Genomic DNA, 19,656 nt, shown 5'->3' on the forward strand with positions numbered 1-19,656 from the left:
AGCCTGCCCTCTACAACCAAAAGGAACCGCACCATGTTCAAGCCGCTTGCCCTTGCCGCTGCTGTCCTCACTGCTTTTAGCTTCAACGCCTTTGCTGCCAAAACCGAGCTGACCGTGTACACGGCCCTCGAAGCCGAGCAGCTGAAAACCTACAAGCAGGCTTTTGAGAAGGCCAACCCGGACGTTGAGATCAAGTGGGTGCGCGACTCCACCGGCATCATCACCGCCAAGCTGCTGGCGGAAAAAGCCCGCCCGCAAGCCGATGCGGTATGGGGGCTGGCCGCCTCCAGCCTGGCGATACTTGATCAGCAGGGCATGCTGCAAAGCTATGCGCCCCAAGACCTGGCCAAGATCGGCGCCAACTATCGCGATCCAGCCAATCCACCGGCATGGGTGGGGATGGACGTGTGGGCCGCAACCATTTGCTTCAACACCATCGAGGCACAAAAACAGGGTCTGAGCAAACCGGTGAGCTGGCAGGACCTGACCAAACCGGAATACAAGGGCAAGATCGTGATGCCCAACCCGGCGTCCTCGGGCACGGGTTTTCTGGACGTAAGTGCCTGGCTGCAAACCTTCGGCGAGAAACAGGGCTGGCAGTTCATGGATGACCTGCACCAGAACATCGGCCAGTACGTTCACTCCGGCTCCAAGCCATGCAAACTGGCGGCTTCTGGCGAGTTCCCGATCGGTATTTCGTTCGAATACCCGGCGGTGCAACTCAAGCGCCAGGGTGCTCCGCTGGATATCGTGTTGCCCAAGGAAGGCCTGGGCTGGGAAATCGAAGCCACCGCGGTGATCAAGGGCACGCCCCATGAAGAGGCGGCGAAAAAGCTGGCCGACTTCTCTGCCAGCCCGGCAGCGATGGAGCTTTATAAAGAGAACTTCGCCGTACTCGCGCAACCCGGCATCGCCAAGCCGCAGACCGAACTGCCAGCGGACTACGAACAGCGCCTGATCAAGAACGACTTCGCCTGGGCCTCGCAGAATCGTGACAGCATCCTGGCCGAATGGCGCAAGCGCTATGACGGCAAGTCCGAGAAAGTGGCGCAGTAACTTCTCAGCAAATAAAACCCGTAGGAGCGAGCTTGCCTCGCGAGCTTTTAATCGCGGTCATGAAGAAATCGCGAGCAATCGAGCGTCGACCGGCTGCTCCTACAGAAGCCCGCTCCATCAGGACATGCTTATGACTCAAACAATCCTTATCGTCGGCGCCGGTATTCTGGGGCTGTCCCACGCCTATGCGGCGGCCAGGCGCGGGCTCAAGGTTCAGGTCTTCGAGCGCACCAGCACCCCGCTGGGGGCCTCGGTGCGCAATTTCGGCATGGCGCTGGTGACGGGCCAGCCGCCGGGCGTGATGCTGGATCTGGCCCACGCCAGCCGTGAAATCTGGACCGGCTGGGCGCAGCATGCGGGCTTTGATCTCAAGCAAAACGGTTCGTACCTGTTCGCCCGTACCGAGGCCGAAGAGCATCTTCTGCACACCTTCTGCCAGGGCCGTGGCCCCGAATTCGGCTACCGCGCCGAGCTCCTGCGGGGCGCCGATATGCAGCGCCTCTACGGTGGCCAGTTCAGCCATCATCGCGCCGCACTGCACGGGCTGGATGACCTGCAGCTGTACTCACGCGAAGCGATCCCGGCGTTGATCCAGTACCTGCAACGGGAGCTGGGGGTCGAGTTTCACTTCTCGACCCTGGTCCGCGAGGTCGAACCAGGCTTGGTCCATACCACTGCCGGGAGCTTTAAAGGCGCCCAGGTGATTGTGTGTTCGGGGCATGACTACCTGACCCTGCTGGCTGAACCGTTGGCCCGCCTCGAGCCGCAGATCTGCCGCCTGCAAATGCTGCGTGTACGACCAAAAATTGATTTGCAGCTGCAACATGCGCTGATGACCGGCCTCAGTTGCGTGCATTACGGCGCCTTTGCCGACTTGCCGGAAGCGGCAGCGGTACAGGCCCAGATCCTGCGCGACAGCCCGCATCTGGACCGGCACGGGATTCATCTGCTGGTCAGCCCGACACCTTACGGTGAATTGATCATCGGTGATTCCCACGATTACGGTGGCGATCCATCACCGTTCAACGGCGAACAGGTGGACAACTGGATGCTGCAACTGTGCGAGCAAACCCTTGGCTGTGAAGTGCAGGTGGTTGAACGCTGGCAGGGGGTCTATGGTGCCCGGGGGGCCAAACCGTTCACCTGGCTGGAGGTAGCCCCCGGCTTGAATGCCGCCCTGATGCAAACCGGAGTGGGCATGAGCGTGGGCCCGGCCATGGCCGAAGGCAATATTGCCCGGCTGCTGGAGGAGGTGTGATGAGCGAGGCGCAGCAAGTGCTGGAAGAGGTGTTTGGCCTGTACCGCCAGTACGGCGCTGATGATTACATTGGCGAGCCGGTGTCGCAGATCGAACACATGTCCCAGGCCGCACAGCTGGCGTTGGCTGAAGGCTGTGACGATGAAGTGGTGCTCGCTGCGTTCTTTCACGATATCGGGCACTTGTGTGGCAAAGATGCGAAGAACATGGGCGGTTATGGGGTGGTCAGTCATGAACGGGTCGGGGCTGATTACTTGCGCCGCGCAGGCTTCAGCGAGCGGATGGCGAAGCTGGTGGAGTACCACGTGCAGGCCAAGCGCTACCTGACCCTGCGTCAACCGGGCTATTACCAGCTGTTGAGTGAAGCCAGCATTCGTACCCTGGGCTACCAGGGCGGGGTGATGAGCGAGTCAGAAGCCGATGCCTTCGAGCAAGACCCGCTGTGCCAGCTCAGCTTGCGGATGCGGGTCTGGGACGAACAGGCCAAGCAGATGCAGGTGCCGGTCATCGACCTGCAAATTCTCAAGGACAAGGCAGTGCGGCTGTTGGCCAGCTGACCTTTTGACCTTTTGCCCATGACCTGTAGGAGCGAGCTTGCCTCGCGAGCTTTTAATCTGCGGTCATGAAGAGCTCGCGAGCAATCGAGCGTCGACCGGCTGCTCCTACAGGGGGTTGTTCAGATCTGTTGGGCCAGCAGCCCGATCTGCTCCTGGCGCTCGCTCTGGCTCAGTTTCGGGTGCGGGTTGAGCGATGACCACTGCGGGTGCGCACGGGCTTTGTTCAGCTCTTGCGGCAGTTTGCCTTCACGCCAGGTCTTGTCCTGCGGGGTGGCAACCTTGATGCTGTCCACCGCCGCATGCCCACGGGCATTCAATGCATGCAGCAGTTGGCGCTGGCGCAGAGCCAGCAACCGCAGCACGCTGTCGTCCACGGTCAGTTCGCGCTGGCCCTTGAATTTACCCAGCAAGCGGCTGCCATAGCTGCGCGCGGTCTGCAGGGCGCCGCCAGCTATGGCTCCGGCCAGCGCTGCCGCACCCAGCGTCAGGCCGCCGACCATCAAGTCCACTCCCGCCCCGGCTGCAGCGCCGGCGGCAATCCCGCTGCCCACGCGAACCCCCAGTTGCTTGAGCGTTTCGGGGTTGAACAGGTCATCGCCCCAGCGGCCGTCCAGCAACGGCAAATCACTGGCCGCAGCATCGCTGGCGCGAAAGCCGTAGAGTTTGAGCAAGGCTTCAACGCAGCGCTGTTCCCGCTGCCGGATTGCCTGGCGCAGTTCGTTGATGGCCTGTTGCTCGGCGGCTTTCTCGCTGACCACACTGCGTCGACAGGCGGCGCAGTCGATCAGCAATTCGGCAATCAGGCGCAGGGCGCTGTGTTTGCGTGCCTCGCGCTGTGCCTGCTGGTCGGTAATCAGGCGTTGCAAGGCCTCGCGTGAATGTTCCAGCAGCAGCGCCAGGCTTTCGTACAGTCGACGCTCGCCGTCTTCGGGCGGGGCCACGCTGTCAAACCGCACCAGTGCATGTAGACCAAGGCGGGCCAGGGCTTCGCGCCATTCGGGTTCGCGATGCTGGGGGCTGCTGACAAAATTCAGCACCGGCAGCAGCGGCTTGCCGCAACTGGCCAGCACACTGAGTTCGTCGCGGTATTTGGCCAGCACCGGCTCGCGGGCGTCGATCACATACAGACCGGCGTCCGAGGCCAGCAGCTGGCGCAGGACTTTGGCTTCCTGCTCAAAACGCTGGCGCGCCTCGCTGCCTTCCAGAAACCGTGCCACCCGTGCCGGGCCATCGAGGCGTTCGCCGGGACGGTCGAGGCGCTCCAGATAGTCGAGCAGGGCGATGGCGTCTTCCAGGCCGGGAGTGTCGTACAGCTCCAGCAGCGGTTCGCCGTCCACCGACAGCCGCGCGCCTTCGACATGGCGGGTGGTGCTGGGTCGATGGGAGACCTCGCCAAAGCCGACATCCCGGGTCAGAGTGCGCAGCAACGAGGTTTTGCCGACATTGGTATGGCCGACCACGGCCAGGGTCAGTGGCTTAGTCATGGCCTGTCTCCAGCCAGTTCAGGGGGGCGCTGGTGGCGAACGGCAGCTCCAGTTGTTGCAATGCGTTATGCCAGTCGCTCAGGCGGTCAGCGTCCAGCGCCTGGCCTGACGGTGCCTGCAGCAGCCAGATGCGGGTCTGGGCGGCACTGCGTGCCAGTTCGCCAATCAGCGCCAGGCTGCCGCGATCCGGGGACCGGCGCGGGTCGCAGGCAATGGCCAGGCGGGCCGGCGGGAAGCGGGTCATTTGCTCCAGCAGCCTTTGCCGGGATTCGCGGCTGTCGAGGATGCCGGCGTCCTTGACCGTGGCGGGCAGTTTGGGCGGCCAGGGGTGTTGATCGTCCAGTTCGATGGCCACAATCAGCGCGCCATCGGTTTGCAAGTCGGTATGCCCGGCCTGCACGTTGTGCAGTTGTTCGGGGGCCAGATCGTTGACGCCGAGGCGTTCGCTGCTGGGCATCAGGCGCTCGCGCAGCTGGTTGTAACCCGGCAGGTTGAGGTCCAGTTGCAGGGCGTTGCGCCCGTGGTTCCAGCGCCACAGGCAGAACGTCGCCAGCAGCAGACGCGGTATTACCCCGTAGAACAGCACGATGCCCACCAGCCAGACCGCCCAGGCCTGACGCAGCAATTCGCTGTTGTAGCGGGTGTCAGTGCTGACGCGGATCATCTCATCCGTCGGTACACCGAACCCCAGCCAGCCCGGCAGTGCGCCGAGGCTGCGGGTCACCGCCACAAACACATCCGGGCTCAGAATGGTGGTCTCCCAGATGAAGCCATACCGGCGGGTGGCCATGAGCAACAGCATCATCAGCAGTGCGCTGAGCATTGCCAGCAGCCACAGGCCATTGACCAGCGAGCCGAGTGCCCAGCGATTGAGCCTGTGGCGTTGCAGCAACAGCAGCAACGCCGGCGCCAGTTGCGCGGCCTTGGCGTCGCGGGCGAATTTTTCGCTCAGCCACAACCAGAGGCGGCCCAGACTGGCGCCGTGTTCACCGGCAAACAGCAGGCCCAGTGCCCAGCTCAGCAGCAGAATCAGATTGAGCCCGAGCAGGCTGCCCAGTGCCCAGAACACATTGACCGGGTTTTGTCCGTCGCCCAGGGCGGCAAAGGCCAGCCCGGCGCCACTGATCACGGCCAGTACGGCCAGCACCAGTAACGCCAGACGGGCACCTTGCAGCCAATGCTGCATGGCGCTGAGTAAACCATCGCGTTCGGCCAGCCACAGGGCCCGGTTTTGCAGGCGTGTGGATAAATCACCGCCGCCCGTGCGGGCGCGGCGACTGGCTTCAAGATCATCCAGCGGGCCAGCGTGTTCTTCGCGCAGGCGCACGGTTTCGGTCAGCCAGAGGCGGTGCAGGGGGGAAAGTTGAGTCACGCGACATTCCATTCAAGTGAGCCAAGAGCATACCCGCTGTTACGTCGGACCGGGTACTGCTGGCGCGGGCGGCTCTGGTATCCTCGCGCTCATGAAAAAATCACTCCCCCTCAGCCTGATCGTGGCACTTGGTGAAAACCGCGTGATCGGCGTCGACAACAGCATGCCGTGGCATTTGCCGGCGGATTTCAAATATTTCAAGGCCACCACCCTGGGCAAGCCGATCATCATGGGGCGCAAGACCTGGGATTCCCTGGGCCGCCCGTTGCCGGGCCGCTTGAACCTGGTGGTCAGTCGTCAGACCGGTCTGCAGCTCGAAGGTGCCGAAGTTTTTGCATCACTGGAGGCCGCGGTTGAGCGCGCTGAAGAGTGGGCCAAAGAGCAGGGCGTGGGCGAGTTGATGTTGATCGGTGGCGCGCAGCTGTACAGCCAGGGCCTGGCAGATGCCGACCGCTTGTACCTGACGCGGGTGGGGCTGAGCCCGGAAGGCGATGCGTGGTTTCCCGAGTTTGATCAGGCGCAGTGGAAGCTGGTATCGAACGAGCCGCACCCGGCGGTGGATGACAAACCGGCGTTCAGCTTTGAGGTGTGGGAAAAAATCTGAGGGGTTGCACCTGCCCTGCAGGAGCGAGCTCCTGCAGGGCGATGCGGTGTTCAGGCGTGGGCTAGGTCACCGTGATCGTCTTCAGCCAGAATGGCCTTGTCGGTCTGGTGCAGGATCTGGCTGGTCACCGTACCGGCTACCATCGAACCGCTGACGTTGAGTGCCGTACGGCCCATGTCGATCAAGGGTTCGACCGAAATCAGCAACGCCACCAGCGATACCGGCAAGCCCATGGCCGGAAGCACGATCAGGGCGGCGAAGGTAGCACCGCCCCCCACGCCTGCCACGCCGACCGAACTCAAGGTCACAATCGCTACCAGCGACGCGATCCACACCGGGTCCAGCGGGTTGATGCCCACTGTCGGCGCAACCATTACCGCCAGCATGGCCGGGTACAGACCGGCGCAGCCGTTTTGACCGATGGTGGCGCCAAACGAGGCGGCAAAGCTGGCGATCGAGGACGGAATCCCCAGGCGACGGGTTTGTGCTTCGATACTCAGCGGGATGCTGGCTGCGCTCGAACGGCTGGTGAAGGCAAAGGTCAGAACCGGCCATACCTTGCGGAAGAAGCGCAGCGGGTTAACCCCGGATATCGACACGATTACGCCGTGGATGACAAACATCAGCGCCAGGCCGATGTAGGACACCACCACAAAGCTGCCTAGCTTGATGATGTCTTGCAGGTTGGATGTGGCGACCACTTTGGTCATCAGGGCCAGCACACCGTAAGGGGTCAGCTTCATCACCAGGCGCACCAGGCGCATTACCCAGGCTTGCAGGGTGTCGATGGCGCTGAGGATTTTCCCGCCTTTTTCCGGCTCGTCCTTGAACAGTTGCAGCGCTGCAATCCCCAGGAACGCAGCGAAAATCACCACGCTGATGATGGACGTAGGCTTGGCCCGGGCCAGGTCGGCAAACGGGTTCTGCGGGATGAACGACAGCAGCAGTTGCGGCACATTGAGGTCCGAAACCTTGCCCGCATAATCGCTCTGGATCACGTGCAGGCGGCTCATTTCAGCCGCGCCTGCCACCAGGCCGTCGGCCGTCAGGCCGAACAGGTTGGTCAGGCCGATCCCGACCAGGGCTGCGATCATGGTGGTGAACAGCAGAGTGCCAATAGTCAGAAAGCTGATCTTGCCCAGGGAAGAGGCATTATGCAGTCGCGCCACGGCGCTCAGGATCGAAGCGAACACCAGCGGGATCACGATCATTTGCAGCAATTGCACGTAGCCGCTGCCGACCAGATCGAACCAGCCGATGGAGGTCTTCAGGGTCGTGCTGTCGGCACCGTAGACCAGGTGCAGGCCCAGGCCGAACAGCACGCCGATAACCAGCGCCAACAAGACTTTTTTCGCCAGGCTCCACGCGGTATGGCGGGTCAGCGACAAGCCGAACAGCAACGCGAGGAACACCAGCAGATTGAGGATCAGCGGGAAATTCATGAAAGCTCCGAGGGACGACTTGTACCAGTCTTGAGTTGTAGCGATTTCGAACCGGAAATCCTAACAGGTTGATATATCTGCAAATATACCGTTGTGGAATGAGTACCTAGGTTTTGGGAATAAGGCGGTGGCGCTATTAGAACGTCAACGGTCGCGCTCACGTTAAAACTGTCACGCAGGTTTGTTAGCGTCGATGCCTTTAAATAGGAGCATAGCTGATGAACCTGAGTCTAAAGTTGATCGCTGCAACCCTGTGTCTGGGCCTTGCCGGCCAGGCCCTGGCCACTGATTTGAAGCACTGGCCGGCTGATCAGGCCAAACAGCTGGACGCGATGATCGCCGCAAACGCGAACAAGGGTAACTTTGCAGTTTTTGACATGGACAACACCAGCTATCGCAACGATCTGGAAGAAGCGCTGCTGCCCTATATGGAAAACCGCGGCCTGATCACCCGTGACAGCCTTGACCCGTCACTCAAGCTGATCCCTTTCAAAGACACGGCCGAGCACAAGGAGAGCCTGTTCAGCTATTACTACCGATTGTGCGAAGTTGACGACATGGTCTGCTACCCCTGGGTGGCGCAGGTGTTTTCCGGGTTCACCCTGCAGCAACTCAAGGGCTACGTTGACGAGTTGATGGCCTCGGGCAAACCGGTGCCGGTGACTTACTTCGAAGGTGACGCGCTCAAGACTTCAGAGGTACAGCCGCCCAAGGTGTTTACCGGCCAGGTCGAGCTGTTCAACAAGCTGATGGAGAATGGCATCGAGGTTTACGTGATGACGGCCGCCTCGGAAGAACTGGTGCGCATGGTCGCGGCAGACCCCAAGTACGGGTACAACGTCAAACCGCAGAACGTAATTGGCGTGAGCACCTTGCTCAAAGACCGCAAGACCGGCGAGCTGACCACGGCCCGTAAACAGATCAGCGCGGGTACCTACAACGAAAAGGCCAACCTTGGACTGGAACTCACGCCTTATCTCTGGACCCCGGCTACCTGGATGGCGGGCAAGCATGCGGCGATCCTGACCTACATCGACCAATGGAAAAAACCGGTGCTGGTGGGCGGCGACACCCCGACCAGTGACGGCTACATGCTGTTCCACGGGGTGGACGTGGCCAAAGGCGGGATTCATCTGTGGATCAACCGCAAGGACAAATACATGACCCAGCTGGAAGGCATGATGGCCCAAAACGCGGCGGCCCAGGCCAGGGAAGGGTTGCCGGTGACTGCGGACAAGAACTGGGTGATCGTCAAACCGGATCAGATCCAGTAACAGGCTTGCACAACCCTCGCTCGGATCGCGGTACTGCTATCGCCGGCAATCCGGCTCCCACAGTGGATTTATGCTGAACATAAAAGCAGGGACTCTGCCCTCCCTGTGGGAGCTGGCTTGCCAGCGATTTGGGCGCTCGGATCGCGGTACTGCTATCGCCGGCAATCCGGCTCCCACAAATGGATTTGTATCGGGCATAAAAAATCCCGGCACATGGCCGGGATTTTTGTTTGACGCGTCGGCTTATGGCACCAGCTTGTCCAGCAGGGCCTTATCACGTACCGCGCCTTTGTCGGCACTGGTGGCCAGCAAGGCGTAGGCCTTGAGGGCGGTGGTGACTTTGCGCGGACGCACTTCCACCGGCTTCCAGCCTTTGTGGTCCTGGGCGACGCGGCGAGCGGCCATTTCTTCGTCGCTGATCAACAGGTTGATCGAGCGGTTCGGAATGTCGATCAGCACTTTGTCGCCGTCCTGTACCAGACCAATCGCGCCACCGGCAGCCGCTTCCGGCGAAGCGTGACCGATGGACAGGCCCGAAGTACCCCCCGAGAAGCGGCCATCGGTGAGCAGGGCGCAGGCTTTGCCCAGGCCTTTGGATTTCAGGTAGGACGTCGGGTAGAGCATCTCTTGCATGCCCGGGCCGCCTTTCGGACCTTCGTAACGAATGATCACGATGTCACCGGCTTTGACTTCGTCAGCCAGGATGCCGCGCACGGCGCTGTCCTGGCTTTCGAAGATTTTGGCGTTGCCTTCGAACACGTGGATCGATTCGTCGACGCCTGCGGTTTTGACTACGCAGCCATCCAGCGCAATGTTGCCGTACAGCACGGCCAGGCCGCCTTCTTGCGAGTAGGCGTGCTCAACACTGCGGATGCAGCCGTTTTCACGGTCGTCATCCAGGGTTTCCCAGCGGGTCGACTGGCTGAACGCGGTTTGCGTCGGGATACCGGCCGGGCCGGCCTTGAAGAAGGTGTGAACAGCTTCATCGTCGGTCTGGGTGATGTCCCATTTGGCGATACCTTCGGCCATGGTCTTGCTGTGCACGGTCGGCAGATCGGTGTGCAGCAGGCCGCCGCGGGCCAGCGAACCGAGAATGGAGAAAATGCCGCCTGCGCGGTGCACGTCTTCCATGTGGTACTTCTGGATGTTCGGTGCCACCTTGCACAGCTGCGGTACGTGGCGCGAAAGACGGTCGATGTCTTTAAGGTCGAAGTCGATTTCGGCCTCTTGGGCTGCTGCCAGCAAGTGCAGGATGGTGTTGGTCGAACCGCCCATGGCGATGTCCAGCGTCATGGCGTTTTCAAATGCCTTGAAGTTGGCAATGTTGCGCGGCAGTACCGCTTCGTCGTTTTCGACGTAGTACTGACGGCACAGGTCGACGATGGTGCGGCCTGCCTGCAGGAACAGTTGCTCGCGATCGCTGTGGGTCGCCAGCGCCGTGCCGTTGCCCGGCAGCGCCAGGCCCAGGGCTTCGGTCAGGCAGTTCATCGAGTTGGCGGTGAACATGCCGGAGCACGAACCGCAGGTAGGGCAGGCGCTGCGCTCGTACTCGGCAACCTTCTCGTCAGAAGCGCTGGAGTCGGCGGCGATGACCATGGCGTCTACCAGGTCGAGACCGTGGCTGGCGAGCTTGGTTTTGCCCGCTTCCATCGGCCCGCCGGAGACGAAAATCACCGGGATGTTGAGGCGCAAAGAAGCCATCAGCATGCCAGGGGTGATTTTGTCGCAGTTGGAAATGCACACGATGGCGTCGGCGCAGTGAGCGTTGACCATGTACTCGACGGAGTCGGCGATGATCTCGCGGCTCGGCAGCGAATACAGCATGCCGTCATGGCCCATGGCGATGCCGTCATCCACGGCAATGGTGTTGAATTCCTTGGCAACGCCGCCGGCGCGCTCGATCTCGCGGGCTACCAGTTGCCCCATGTCCTTGAGGTGGACGTGGCCGGGTACGAACTGGGTAAAGGAGTTGGCAATGGCGATGATCGGCTTCTTGAAGTCGGCATCTTTCATCCCCGTGGCGCGCCACAAAGCGCGGGCACCGGCCATGTTGCGGCCGTGGGTGGAGGTTTTCGAACGATAGTCAGGCATGGAACAACTCCGGGCGGCTAATCAGGTAACAAACAGGGAAGTGAGCTTCTAATGACTGGCGGACTACACAGAAAATGACCACGTGTCAGCAAGCTGCCGTTAACGCTGCGGGATCGCCGCGCGTCAGGGCCTGAGCTCATAAACCCGCCGGGGATGATTGGCGATGAATCCGTCGATTCTACACGGCTGGCGGCGGGAGGGAATGGGGTAGAGGGTTGGCTGCCTGCGTGAGGAGTCATTGCATTTGGCGGGCCGGTAGGCGTTGGCAGTGTTCAGGCTATAGAGTGCAGGCATGATTTTTCGATAAGGACATTCGTATGCTGACCCTCAACCGATCCGTGCGAACCTGCCTGGTCATTGGCCTGGCGCAAGGGCTGCTGCTATGGCTGGCGAGCGCCCTGACCGAGCCGGGGCTCCAGTTTGCCCTGGCCACTGCGGTATTGGTCGGCGGTATCAACCTGGTGCTGCTGGGGCCAGACGTGCGTCAGCGCGGTACGGCCTGGCTGGTGCTTGGGCTGACGCTGGTGATGAGCGCCATCAGCGCCTGGGTGTACTGGGAGGGCGGCGACAGTTTGCGCAGCAGCAGCTGGCTGACCGGCACCTGGGTCTGCTTTGCCGTGGTGATCACTTATATAGTGACGGCTTTCATCCTCAGCTGGCCGAGCCGCGAAGGGCGCTTCCCGCGCTACGAAGACCTGTTCCGCCACGCCTGGGACACGGTGTTTATCGTGTTGCTGGGCTTGCTGTTGAACGGCGTGTTCTGGGCGCTGCTGCTGTTGTGGGGCAGCCTGTTCAAGATGCTCGGGATTGTGGCGCTCAATCAGTTGTTTTCCACCACCGGGTTTATCTGCATCAGTTCGATGATGGTGTTTGCCCTGGGCCTGCAGATGGGCCGCGACAACGATCGTGTCATCGGTCTGTTACGCGGCATTTTGCTGACCTTGTGCCGCTTTCTGCTGCCCCTGAGTTCGCTGATTGCCATTGTCTTCACCCTGGCCCTGCTATTTACCGGGCTGCAGCCCATTTGGGCCACCGGCTATTCGACGCCGATCATGCTGTGTCTGGTGGCGGCCAATCTGTTTCTGCTCAATGGCGTGTTCCAGGTCGGCGAGCAGAGCAGCGGTTATCCGCGATGGCTGTTGCGCATGGTTGACCTGTGCCTGCTGTGCTTGCCCGTACTGGTGCTGCTGGCGGGGTATTCGAGCTGGCTGCGAATCGAACAATATGGCCTGACCCCCAGCCGCATTCTGGCGATGTTGCTGGTGGCGGTGATGCTGGTTCATACCCTTGCCGCGGCCTGGGCGGTGGTGGTGCCTCAGCGTCAGTGGTTGTGGAGCCTGCGCATCAGCAACCCGCTGATTGCGTTGCTCAGCGTGGTACTGCTGTTGGCGATTCATACCCCGTGGTTCAGTCCGTTGCAGATCAGCGCCAGCAATCAGGTAAAGCGCGTGCTGGAGGCTAAAAGTCCGGTAGAGAGCTTTGATGCCGACACTTTGCTCTATCGCTTGGGGCCACCGGGCAAGCAGGCGTTCGAGGCATTGCTGGAGCAAGTCGAGCAGGGCCGGGTGTTGGCAGAACCCGCGCGCGAAGTTTTGTTGAAACGGCTCAAGGATGCCCAGGCCGGTAAAGGTGCGCGGGACTCCGATGGGCGGCTTCTGGAGTGGATCGGGCCTGTCGTGGAAGGCAGCGAGCAGTTCAACGACCCCGGCATTGGCGGGCAGCAGTGCCTGTACCCGGGATGTGCCATGTGGGCGGTCGATCTGGATCAGGACGGGCAGGACGAAGTGCTGCAGTTACCCAAATACAGCTGGTCTGATCCGCTGTACTTCTTCAAGCGTGATGCGCAGGGCAAATGGCAGCGTGCAGGCACCTATACAGGTGTCGAAAACCCGCTGGAGATGATTGAGATGATTCGCCAGGGCAAGGTGAAAGTGGTGAAGCCGCGTTATCAATCGCTGCAGGCCGGGGATGAACAACTGAGCCCGCAACCGGAGATACCGCCGCAGCCTTAACTAGGACACCCCTGTGGGAGCCGGATTTCCGGCGAGGCAGGCGACTCAGTTTGCAGGATGTTGAGTCATCGCCGGCAAGCCGGCTCCCACGAGATATGCTCAGGGCATTTCCACTGTGGGAGCTGGCTTGCCAGCGATTCAGGCGTCTTAGCTGTTAGGCAGCAAACGGCAGGTGATGCTCTTGATGTAGCGCGTTTCTGCAATCGCCGGGTGCACCGGGTGATCCGGGCCCTGGCCGCCGCGTTCCAGCAACTGGATGTTGCGGTCAAGGTGGCGGGCGCTGGTCAGCAGGATGTTCTGCAGGTCATCTTCCGGCAGGTGCATCGAGCACGATGCGCTGACCAGAATCCCGTCCTTGCTGAGCAGGCGCATGGCTTGCTCGTTAAGGCGGCGGTAAGCACCTTCGCCGTTCTTCAGGTCCTTTTTGCGTTTGATGAAGGCCGGAGGATCGGCCACGATCACGTCGAAACGCTCTTCGTTGGCCTTGAGCTCTTTCAGGGCTTCAAATACGTCGCCTTCCATGCAGGTGACTTTCTCGGCAAAACCGTTCAACGCAGCGTTGCGCTCAACACCGTCCAGGGCGAACGAGGAGGCGTCGACACAGGTCACTTCGCTGGCGCCGAAAGCGGCAGCCTGAATACCCCAGCCACCGATGTAGCTGAACAGGTCCAGAACCTTTTTGCCTTTAACGTACGGCGCCAGGCGGGCGCGGTTCATGCGGTGGTCGTAGAACCAGCCGGTTTTCTGGCCGGCCATGACCGGCGCTTCGAACTTCACGCCGTTCTCTTCCAGCGCAACCCACTCCGGCACCAGACCGAAGACGGTTTCGACATAACGCTCAAGGCCTTCAGCGTCACGGGCAGCCGAGTCGTTCTTGAACAGGATGCCGCTTGGCTTGATGACTTGTACCAGTGCCGCGATCACGTCGTCTTTGTGCTGTTCCATGGTGGCCGAGGCCAGCTGAACCACCAGAATGTCGCCGAAACGGTCTACGACCAGGCCCGGCAGCAAGTCGGAATCGCCGAAAACCAGGCGGTAGTAAGGCTTGTCGAACAGGCGCTCGCGCAAGGACAAAGCCATGTTCAGGCGGTGTACCAGCAGCGATTTGTCCAGCGGCAATTTGATGTCGCGCGACAGCAGGCGAGCGCAGATCAGGTTGTTCGGGCTCATGGCAACGATGCCCAGCGGCTTGCCGCCGGCTGTTTCGAGCACGGCCTGGTCGCCGGCCTTGAAGCCGTGCAGCGGGGTGTTGGCTACATCAATTTCGTTGCTGTAGACCCACAAGTGGCCGGCGCGCAGGCGTCGATCGGCATTGGCTTTAAGGCGCAGGCTTGGCAGGGACATGACGTCGCTCCGGGTATTGAAAAGGGCGCGATTATAGCCTTAGACGCACCCTGCAAGCTCAGCTGATTCGCGGTATTGCGTCGGATTACGTGCGCAAATGGCCAGAAATTTCCGCTAGACTCGCCGTCCAATTCAGAGTGCGTCGTTATGCCCCCAGAGCTTTCATCCGAACAGATCAGCCTTGCCCTGCAAGGCATCAGCGTGCCGCCCCAACCGCAAATCATGGTGGATTTGCAGATGGAGCAATACATGCCGGACCCGGATCTGGAAGTGATAGCCGGCCTGATCGCCCAGGACCCGGGGCTGTCCGGGGCACTGCTGAAAATCGTCAACTCGCCGTATTACGGCCTGAGCAACAAGATTGCCTCGATCCGCCGTGCAGTCACGGTGCTCGGCAGCCGGACCGTGATCAACCTGATCAACGCACAGTCGATCAAGGGCGAGATGACAGACGACACCATCGTGACCCTTAACCGGTTTTGGGACACGGCCCAGGACGTGGCAATGACCAGCCTGACCCTGGCCAAGCGCACGGGCACCCAGGCTCTGGATGAAGCCTATGCCCTGGGGCTGTTTCACGATTGCGGCATCCCGTTGATGCTCAAGCGCTTCCCGGATTACATGCGGGTACTGGAACAGGGCTACGCCAATGCCGGGACCGGCAGCCGTGTGGTTGACACTGAAAACCGGCATTTCAATACCAACCATGCGGTGGTCGGCTACTACACGGCAAAATCCTGGCGTCTGCCTGCGCATCTCACAGAGGCGATTGCCAATCACCACAATGCCCTGGCGATTTTCAGCGACGACTCTTCGCGCAACAGCCAGCTTAAAAACCTGCTGGCGATCCTCAAGATGGCCGAACATATCTGTGCCTCGCACACAGTGCTGGGCAACCAGCGTGAAGACCATGAATGGAACAGCATCCGGCACCTGGTGCTGGACTACATTGGTCTGTCCGACTACGACTTTGACAACCTTAAAGAAAGCATTCGCGAATTGGGTGCCCACTAGTCTCGCAGGAGCCTCCCGTGCCTGAATTACCTGAAGTCGAAACCACCCGCCGGGGCATTGCCCCGCACCTTGAAGGTCAGCGGGTCAGCCGGGTGATTGTGCGCGAGCGCCGTTTGCGCTGGCCGATCCCGGAAGACCTGGATGTGCGTCTGTCGGGGCAGAAGATCGTGCTGGTGGAGCGGCGCGCCAAGTATCTGCTGATTAACGCCGAAGTCGGGACGCTGATCAGCCATTTGGGCATGTCGGGCAACCTGCGCCTGGTAGAGGCCGGGCTGCCGGCGGCCAGGCACGAGCATGTGGACATCGAGCTGGAGTCGGGCCTGGCATTGCGCTACACCGACCCCCGACGTTTCGGTGCGATGCTCTGGAGCCTCGACCCGCTGAACCATGAATTGCTGCTGCGCCTCGGGCCGGAGCCACTGACCGATCTGTTTGACGGTGACCGGCTGTTTCAGCTGTCGCGCAAGCGTTCGATGGCCGTCAAGCCGTTCATCATGGATAACGCAGTGGTGGTGGGCGTGGGCAATATCTACGCGACTGAAGCGCTGTTTGCTGCCGGCATTGATCCGCGTCGCGAAGCCAAAAGCATCTCCCGGGCGCGCTATTTGAAGCTGGCGATCGAGATCAAGCGGATTCTGGCCGCGGCGATTGAGCGTGGAGGCACCACCTTGCGCGACTTTATCGGGGGCGACGGACAACCCGGCTACTTCCAGCAAGAGCTGTTTGTTTACGGGCGTGGCTACCAGCCCTGCAAGGTCTGTGGCACCGAGTTGCGCGAGGTCAAGCTGGGCCAGCGCGCCAGCGTGTTCTGCCCGCGCTGCCAGAGCTGACAGGTACACAGCAGGCGCTGGCCGGCAGTCATCGCGGGAGCTGGCTGGCCAGCGATTCAGGCACTGTGGCTTTTCAGGTTCGGCGCATTAAAACAATGGCCGACAAGGTCAGGCCTTGCCGGTGATTGCCTTGTATTTGGCCATCAGCTGTTCTTCGGTTTCCGGGTGGGCTTCATCCAGCGGGATGCAGTCAACCGGGCAGACCTGCTGGCATTGCGGCTCATCGTAGTGGCCCACGCACTGGGTACACAGGTTCGGGTCGATCACGTAGATCTCTTCGCCCTGGGAAATGGCAGCGTTCGGACACTCGGGTTCGCAGACGTCGCAGTTAATGCAATCGTCGGTGATGATCAGGGACATGGGTACTCCTGCCGGGGCGCTCGGCCCGGGCAACTGAAATCGAATGCGGCAATTGTGCCGCATTGGCGCCCGCAGTGCACGCGGGCGCCGCTTCAGCGGTCACTTCTTGCGAAAGCGTTCGGTGAGGGCATCGGCCACGGCCGGGTGCACGAATTTGTTGATATCGCCACCTAATGCCGCGATTTCCCGGACCAATGTCGACGAAATGAACGAATAACGCTCTGACGGCGTGAGGAACAGACTTTCGACGTCGGGGGCCAGTTGGCGATTCATGTTCGCCAGCTGGAACTCGTATTCGAAGTCCGACACGGCACGCAGGCCACGCAGAAAGACATTGGCGTTCTGTTCTTTGGCAAAGTGCGCGAGCAGCGTCGAGAAGCCGACTACCTCCACATTGGGCAGGTGCTTGGTGACTTCACGTGCCAGCTCCACACGCTGTTCCAGAGGGAATAGCGGGTTTTTTTTGGTGCTGGCAGCGACAGCAATGATCACGTGATCGAACAGGCGCGAGGCGCGTTCGACCAGATCGCCGTGGCCCTTGGTAATAGGGTCAAATGTACCTGGGTACAACACTCGGTTCATCGCGTCGTCCTGGCGGGAATCCGTTGGGGAGTCGGATGGTATCGCAGCATTCCCGGTCGGCCAAGTCGCCATTCGCAGAAGAAAGCACTATAGACGTGGCCAATTAACTACTTTTTCACGGATTTTTCAGGCGCGCGGCCAGCTCTGTTGCCAGTTTCGCCGTGAGCCCGTACACCGACAATTGCGGGTTGGCCCCAATGCTGGTGGGGAATAAAGAGCCATCGTGGACCGATACATTACCCAATTGATGATGGCGCCCAAGGCTGTCGGTAACCGCCAGTTGCGGGTTTTCGCCCATTGCACAGCCACCCATGACATGGGCACTGGCAAGGCGGGTGCGATACAACTCAAGGCTCAAACTGTCGATTCGGTCACGTGTCTGGCCAAGGCTGGTCATGTATTGCGCATCACTGTGCAGCGGCATGACGGCGCTGGCGCCTGCCGCGAACTGGATCTCGGCCATGCTGTGGAGGGCACGCTTGAGGCCGTCCCAGACATAGGGCGTGAGGTTGTAATCGAGCACCGGACTGCCATCAGCACGCAACTCGACACTGCCGCCGGGGCTGTCGGGATGAAAACCGTCGCGCATCAACGCCAGCATCATATGGGTATTGGGCAGTTGCGCCATGTGCCCGGCGCTGGTCTGGCCAAAGCTGGCAAAAATTGTGGCTGCCAGGGCCGGATGCAGCGGCGGCACCTCGAGTTTGTAGCCCATGGGCCCGCCGGTGCCGTCTTTCCACTGAAAATGATCGGAGTAAATCGATTGCGGGGCGCCGTAAAACGGATTGATGGCCGCAGGAAACTGCGCCGCAGAAAAGTTGACCAGGTGCAGAAACGTCCGTTTACCGAGTCGTCCGTGGGGGTCGGGTGCCTCGGAACGCAGCAGCAGGCCGGGGGTGTTGATGCCGCCGCCGGACAGCACATAGTGCCGGGCCTTGACCATGATTGTGCGGCCGGTGGGCGCCACGCAGCGGCTGTCCATGGCCTGGCACTCCAGCCCGGTAACCTGGTCGCCGCTGATCAGCAGCCGCCGGGCGCGGGTCAGATACAGCAATTCGCCGCCCTGTTCGAGGGTGGCGGGGATGGTGGTCACCAGCATCGATTGTTTGGCATTGGTCGGGCAGCCCATGCCGCAGTAGCCCAGGTTCCAGCAGCCGCGCACATTGCGCGGGATCACATGCCAGCTGTAGCCGAGCTTTTCGCAACCGGTGCGGATCACCTCGTTATTGGCGTTGGGCGGGATCAGCCAGGGCGCGACGCCAAGCCGCTGTTCCATCTGCTCGAACCATGGTGCCATCTGCGCCTCACTGTGGCCGGCGACCGCGTGTTCCCGGGCCCAGTGCTCCAGGGTGGGGGCGGGGGTGCGAAAGCTTGAAGTCCAGTTGACCAGGGTCGTACCGCCCACGGCCCGGCCCTGGAGGATGCTGATGGCGCCGTCTTTGCTCATGCGCCCGACGCCTTCCTGATAAAGACTGGAGTAGGCCTCGTCTTCCAGCAGCCTGAAATCACTGCTGGTCCTGAGCGGGCCCTCCTCGATCAGCAAGACCCTGTAACCGGCGGCACTAAGAATCTCGGCCGTGGTGCCGCCGCCTGCACCGCTACCGACAATCACTACATCGGCTTCGAGCGTCAGGTCGCTGTCGAGTTGCGAGCCATCCCGGGTTTTCCAGCCTCGGGCCATGCCTTCGCGGAACGGATCAGGTACGGGCATAAAGGACTTCCATGGTGGCAATGGGGTTTGTAGGAGCGAGCTTGCTCGCGAGCTCTTCGTCGCCGCGTTTAACAGCTCGCGAGCAAGCTCGCTCCTACGGGTTGTACGGGGTCAGTCAGATCTTCGGCGGGCCCGGATACCCGCACCCGGCCCAGGATTCGGGGCGTTCGTACCAGCTCATCATCACCAGTTGCACCAGCGAGCCGTGGCCCATGCGCAGCAGGTTCAGGCTGCTGTTTTGCCAGCGTTGCAAAAAATCCTGAATCTGTTCGGGGCTGGCACTCTCCCAGCCACCCCAGACCCCGGTCAACGGGCCCCGTGTTACCGGCATGGCCAGTACATCGAACAATTGCCGAGTCAGCTTGAGCAGTTCGGGGGACAAGTGAGCAAGGTTGTGGTCCAGCTGATGCAAGGTGGCATCGGCCGCACCGGGAACAGCCGGGGCGCCCACGCTACCCGCAAGCATCACCGGGATCAGTGCCCGCAAAAAAGTCAGATCACTGCTGCGCAACAAGGCGAAGCCGCTGGCGCTACTGCCGGGCGAGCAGCCACTCAGACTGGCGCCGAGCCCGGCGCAGGTCAAAAATGCACTGGCCCACAGGCCGACTTTGAGTACGCCCCGACGCGATAGCAGAACCTCTTCAACCCTCAATTCAGGCATGGGC

The 19,656-nt window shown here is 61.2% G+C and carries 17 protein-coding genes; 8 read left to right on the forward strand and 9 right to left on the reverse strand.

The annotated features are described in order from the left end of the window. Nucleotides 1–33 precede the first annotated feature (33 nt). From FEZ21_RS04785 to FEZ21_RS04795, 3 genes are all read left to right on the forward strand, one after another. Nucleotides 34–1,056: a putative 2-aminoethylphosphonate ABC transporter substrate-binding protein gene (locus FEZ21_RS04785; RefSeq protein WP_003444532.1), complete on the forward strand. Its 1,023-nt coding sequence runs from the start codon at nucleotides 34–36 to the stop codon at nucleotides 1,054–1,056. A gap of 130 nt (nucleotides 1,057–1,186) precedes the next feature. Further along, nucleotides 1,187–2,314 carry a TIGR03364 family FAD-dependent oxidoreductase gene (locus tag FEZ21_RS04790; RefSeq protein ID WP_160626559.1) on the forward strand — a complete coding sequence of 376 codons (1,128 nt, stop codon included), beginning with the start codon at nucleotides 1,187–1,189 and terminating at the stop codon, nucleotides 2,312–2,314. Then, nucleotides 2,314–2,871: a phosphonate degradation HD-domain oxygenase gene (locus FEZ21_RS04795; RefSeq protein WP_160626561.1), complete on the forward strand. Its 558-nt coding sequence runs from the start codon at nucleotides 2,314–2,316 to the stop codon at nucleotides 2,869–2,871. Before FEZ21_RS04790 ends, FEZ21_RS04795 begins: the two co-directional genes overlap by 1 nt. A gap of 119 nt (nucleotides 2,872–2,990) precedes the next feature. Here FEZ21_RS04795 and FEZ21_RS04800 read toward each other — a convergent pair whose 3' ends face one another. Both FEZ21_RS04800 and FEZ21_RS04805 read right to left on the reverse strand, forming a co-directional pair. Further along, a complete protein-coding gene (locus FEZ21_RS04800) occupies nucleotides 2,991–4,355 on the reverse strand; it encodes a GTPase/DUF3482 domain-containing protein (protein WP_003444529.1) in 1,365 nt (454 codons plus the stop codon). Next, entirely contained in the window at nucleotides 4,348–5,727 is a 1,380-nt protein-coding gene (locus tag FEZ21_RS04805; RefSeq protein ID WP_003444528.1) for a DUF2868 domain-containing protein, read from the reverse strand. Before FEZ21_RS04805 ends, FEZ21_RS04800 begins: the two co-directional genes overlap by 8 nt. Before the next feature lie 91 nt (nucleotides 5,728–5,818). On the opposite strand from FEZ21_RS04805, the gene FEZ21_RS04810 reads away from it, so the two are divergent. Continuing rightward, nucleotides 5,819–6,331 (forward strand): dihydrofolate reductase, encoded by a 513-nt coding sequence (locus tag FEZ21_RS04810; RefSeq protein WP_160626563.1) that lies wholly within the window; start codon nucleotides 5,819–5,821, stop codon nucleotides 6,329–6,331. Between the two features lie 50 nt (nucleotides 6,332–6,381). Here the strand turns inward: FEZ21_RS04810 and FEZ21_RS04815 are convergent, their stop codons facing one another. After that, a complete protein-coding gene (locus tag FEZ21_RS04815) occupies nucleotides 6,382–7,773 on the reverse strand; it encodes an L-cystine transporter (protein ID WP_003444526.1) in 1,392 nt (463 codons plus the stop codon). 218 nt (nucleotides 7,774–7,991) lie between these two features. Between FEZ21_RS04815 and FEZ21_RS04820 the strand changes: the two genes are divergently transcribed. Next, nucleotides 7,992–9,047, forward strand: a complete 1,056-nt coding sequence (locus FEZ21_RS04820; protein WP_160626565.1) for a haloacid dehalogenase-like hydrolase — start codon at nucleotides 7,992–7,994, stop codon at nucleotides 9,045–9,047. A 243-nt stretch (nucleotides 9,048–9,290) separates the two neighbouring features. Here the strand turns inward: FEZ21_RS04820 and ilvD are convergent, their stop codons facing one another. After that, on the reverse strand, nucleotides 9,291–11,138 hold the full coding sequence (gene ilvD / locus FEZ21_RS04825) for a dihydroxy-acid dehydratase (RefSeq protein ID WP_004419765.1): 1,848 nt from the start codon (nucleotides 11,136–11,138) through the stop codon (nucleotides 9,291–9,293). Nucleotides 11,139–11,455: 317 nt separating this feature from the next. Between ilvD and FEZ21_RS04830 the strand changes: the two genes are divergently transcribed. Beyond that, a complete protein-coding gene (locus FEZ21_RS04830; protein WP_004419764.1) occupies nucleotides 11,456–13,150 on the forward strand; it encodes a DUF4153 domain-containing protein in 1,695 nt (564 codons plus the stop codon). Between the two features lie 147 nt (nucleotides 13,151–13,297). Here FEZ21_RS04830 and FEZ21_RS04835 read toward each other — a convergent pair whose 3' ends face one another. Continuing rightward, complete coding sequence (locus FEZ21_RS04835) at nucleotides 13,298–14,494, reverse strand: class I SAM-dependent rRNA methyltransferase (RefSeq protein WP_004419762.1); 1,197 nt, start codon at nucleotides 14,492–14,494, stop codon at nucleotides 13,298–13,300. Between the two features lie 201 nt (nucleotides 14,495–14,695). Between FEZ21_RS04835 and FEZ21_RS04840 the strand changes: the two genes are divergently transcribed. Next, nucleotides 14,696–15,508 carry an HDOD domain-containing protein gene (locus FEZ21_RS04840; protein ID WP_177412988.1) on the forward strand — a complete coding sequence of 271 codons (813 nt, stop codon included), beginning with the start codon at nucleotides 14,696–14,698 and terminating at the stop codon, nucleotides 15,506–15,508. Nucleotides 15,509–15,525: 17 nt separating this feature from the next. Continuing rightward, a complete protein-coding gene (gene mutM / locus FEZ21_RS04845) occupies nucleotides 15,526–16,338 on the forward strand; it encodes a bifunctional DNA-formamidopyrimidine glycosylase/DNA-(apurinic or apyrimidinic site) lyase (RefSeq protein WP_160626567.1) in 813 nt (270 codons plus the stop codon). 108 nt (nucleotides 16,339–16,446) lie between these two features. Here the strand turns inward: mutM and FEZ21_RS04850 are convergent, their stop codons facing one another. The 4 genes from FEZ21_RS04850 to FEZ21_RS04865 all read right to left on the reverse strand — a co-directional run bounded on the left by FEZ21_RS04850 (nucleotide 16,447) and on the right by FEZ21_RS04865 (nucleotide 19,652). Next, on the reverse strand, nucleotides 16,447–16,698 hold the full coding sequence (locus FEZ21_RS04850; RefSeq protein WP_004419756.1) for a YfhL family 4Fe-4S dicluster ferredoxin: 252 nt from the start codon (nucleotides 16,696–16,698) through the stop codon (nucleotides 16,447–16,449). 99 nt (nucleotides 16,699–16,797) lie between these two features. Then, entirely contained in the window at nucleotides 16,798–17,280 is a 483-nt protein-coding gene (gene coaD, locus FEZ21_RS04855) for a pantetheine-phosphate adenylyltransferase (protein WP_004419754.1), read from the reverse strand. Between the two features lie 115 nt (nucleotides 17,281–17,395). Then, nucleotides 17,396–18,991, reverse strand: a complete 1,596-nt coding sequence (locus FEZ21_RS04860) for a GMC family oxidoreductase (RefSeq protein WP_160626570.1) — start codon at nucleotides 18,989–18,991, stop codon at nucleotides 17,396–17,398. A 115-nt stretch (nucleotides 18,992–19,106) separates the two neighbouring features. Beyond that, entirely contained in the window at nucleotides 19,107–19,652 is a 546-nt protein-coding gene (locus FEZ21_RS04865) for a twin-arginine translocation pathway signal protein (RefSeq protein ID WP_160626573.1), read from the reverse strand. Nucleotides 19,653–19,656: the final 4 nt, after the last annotated feature.

This window comes from Pseudomonas sp. 9.1(2019) (assembly GCF_009910445.1).
GTDB lineage: Bacteria > Pseudomonadota > Gammaproteobacteria > Pseudomonadales > Pseudomonadaceae > Aquipseudomonas > Aquipseudomonas paraversuta.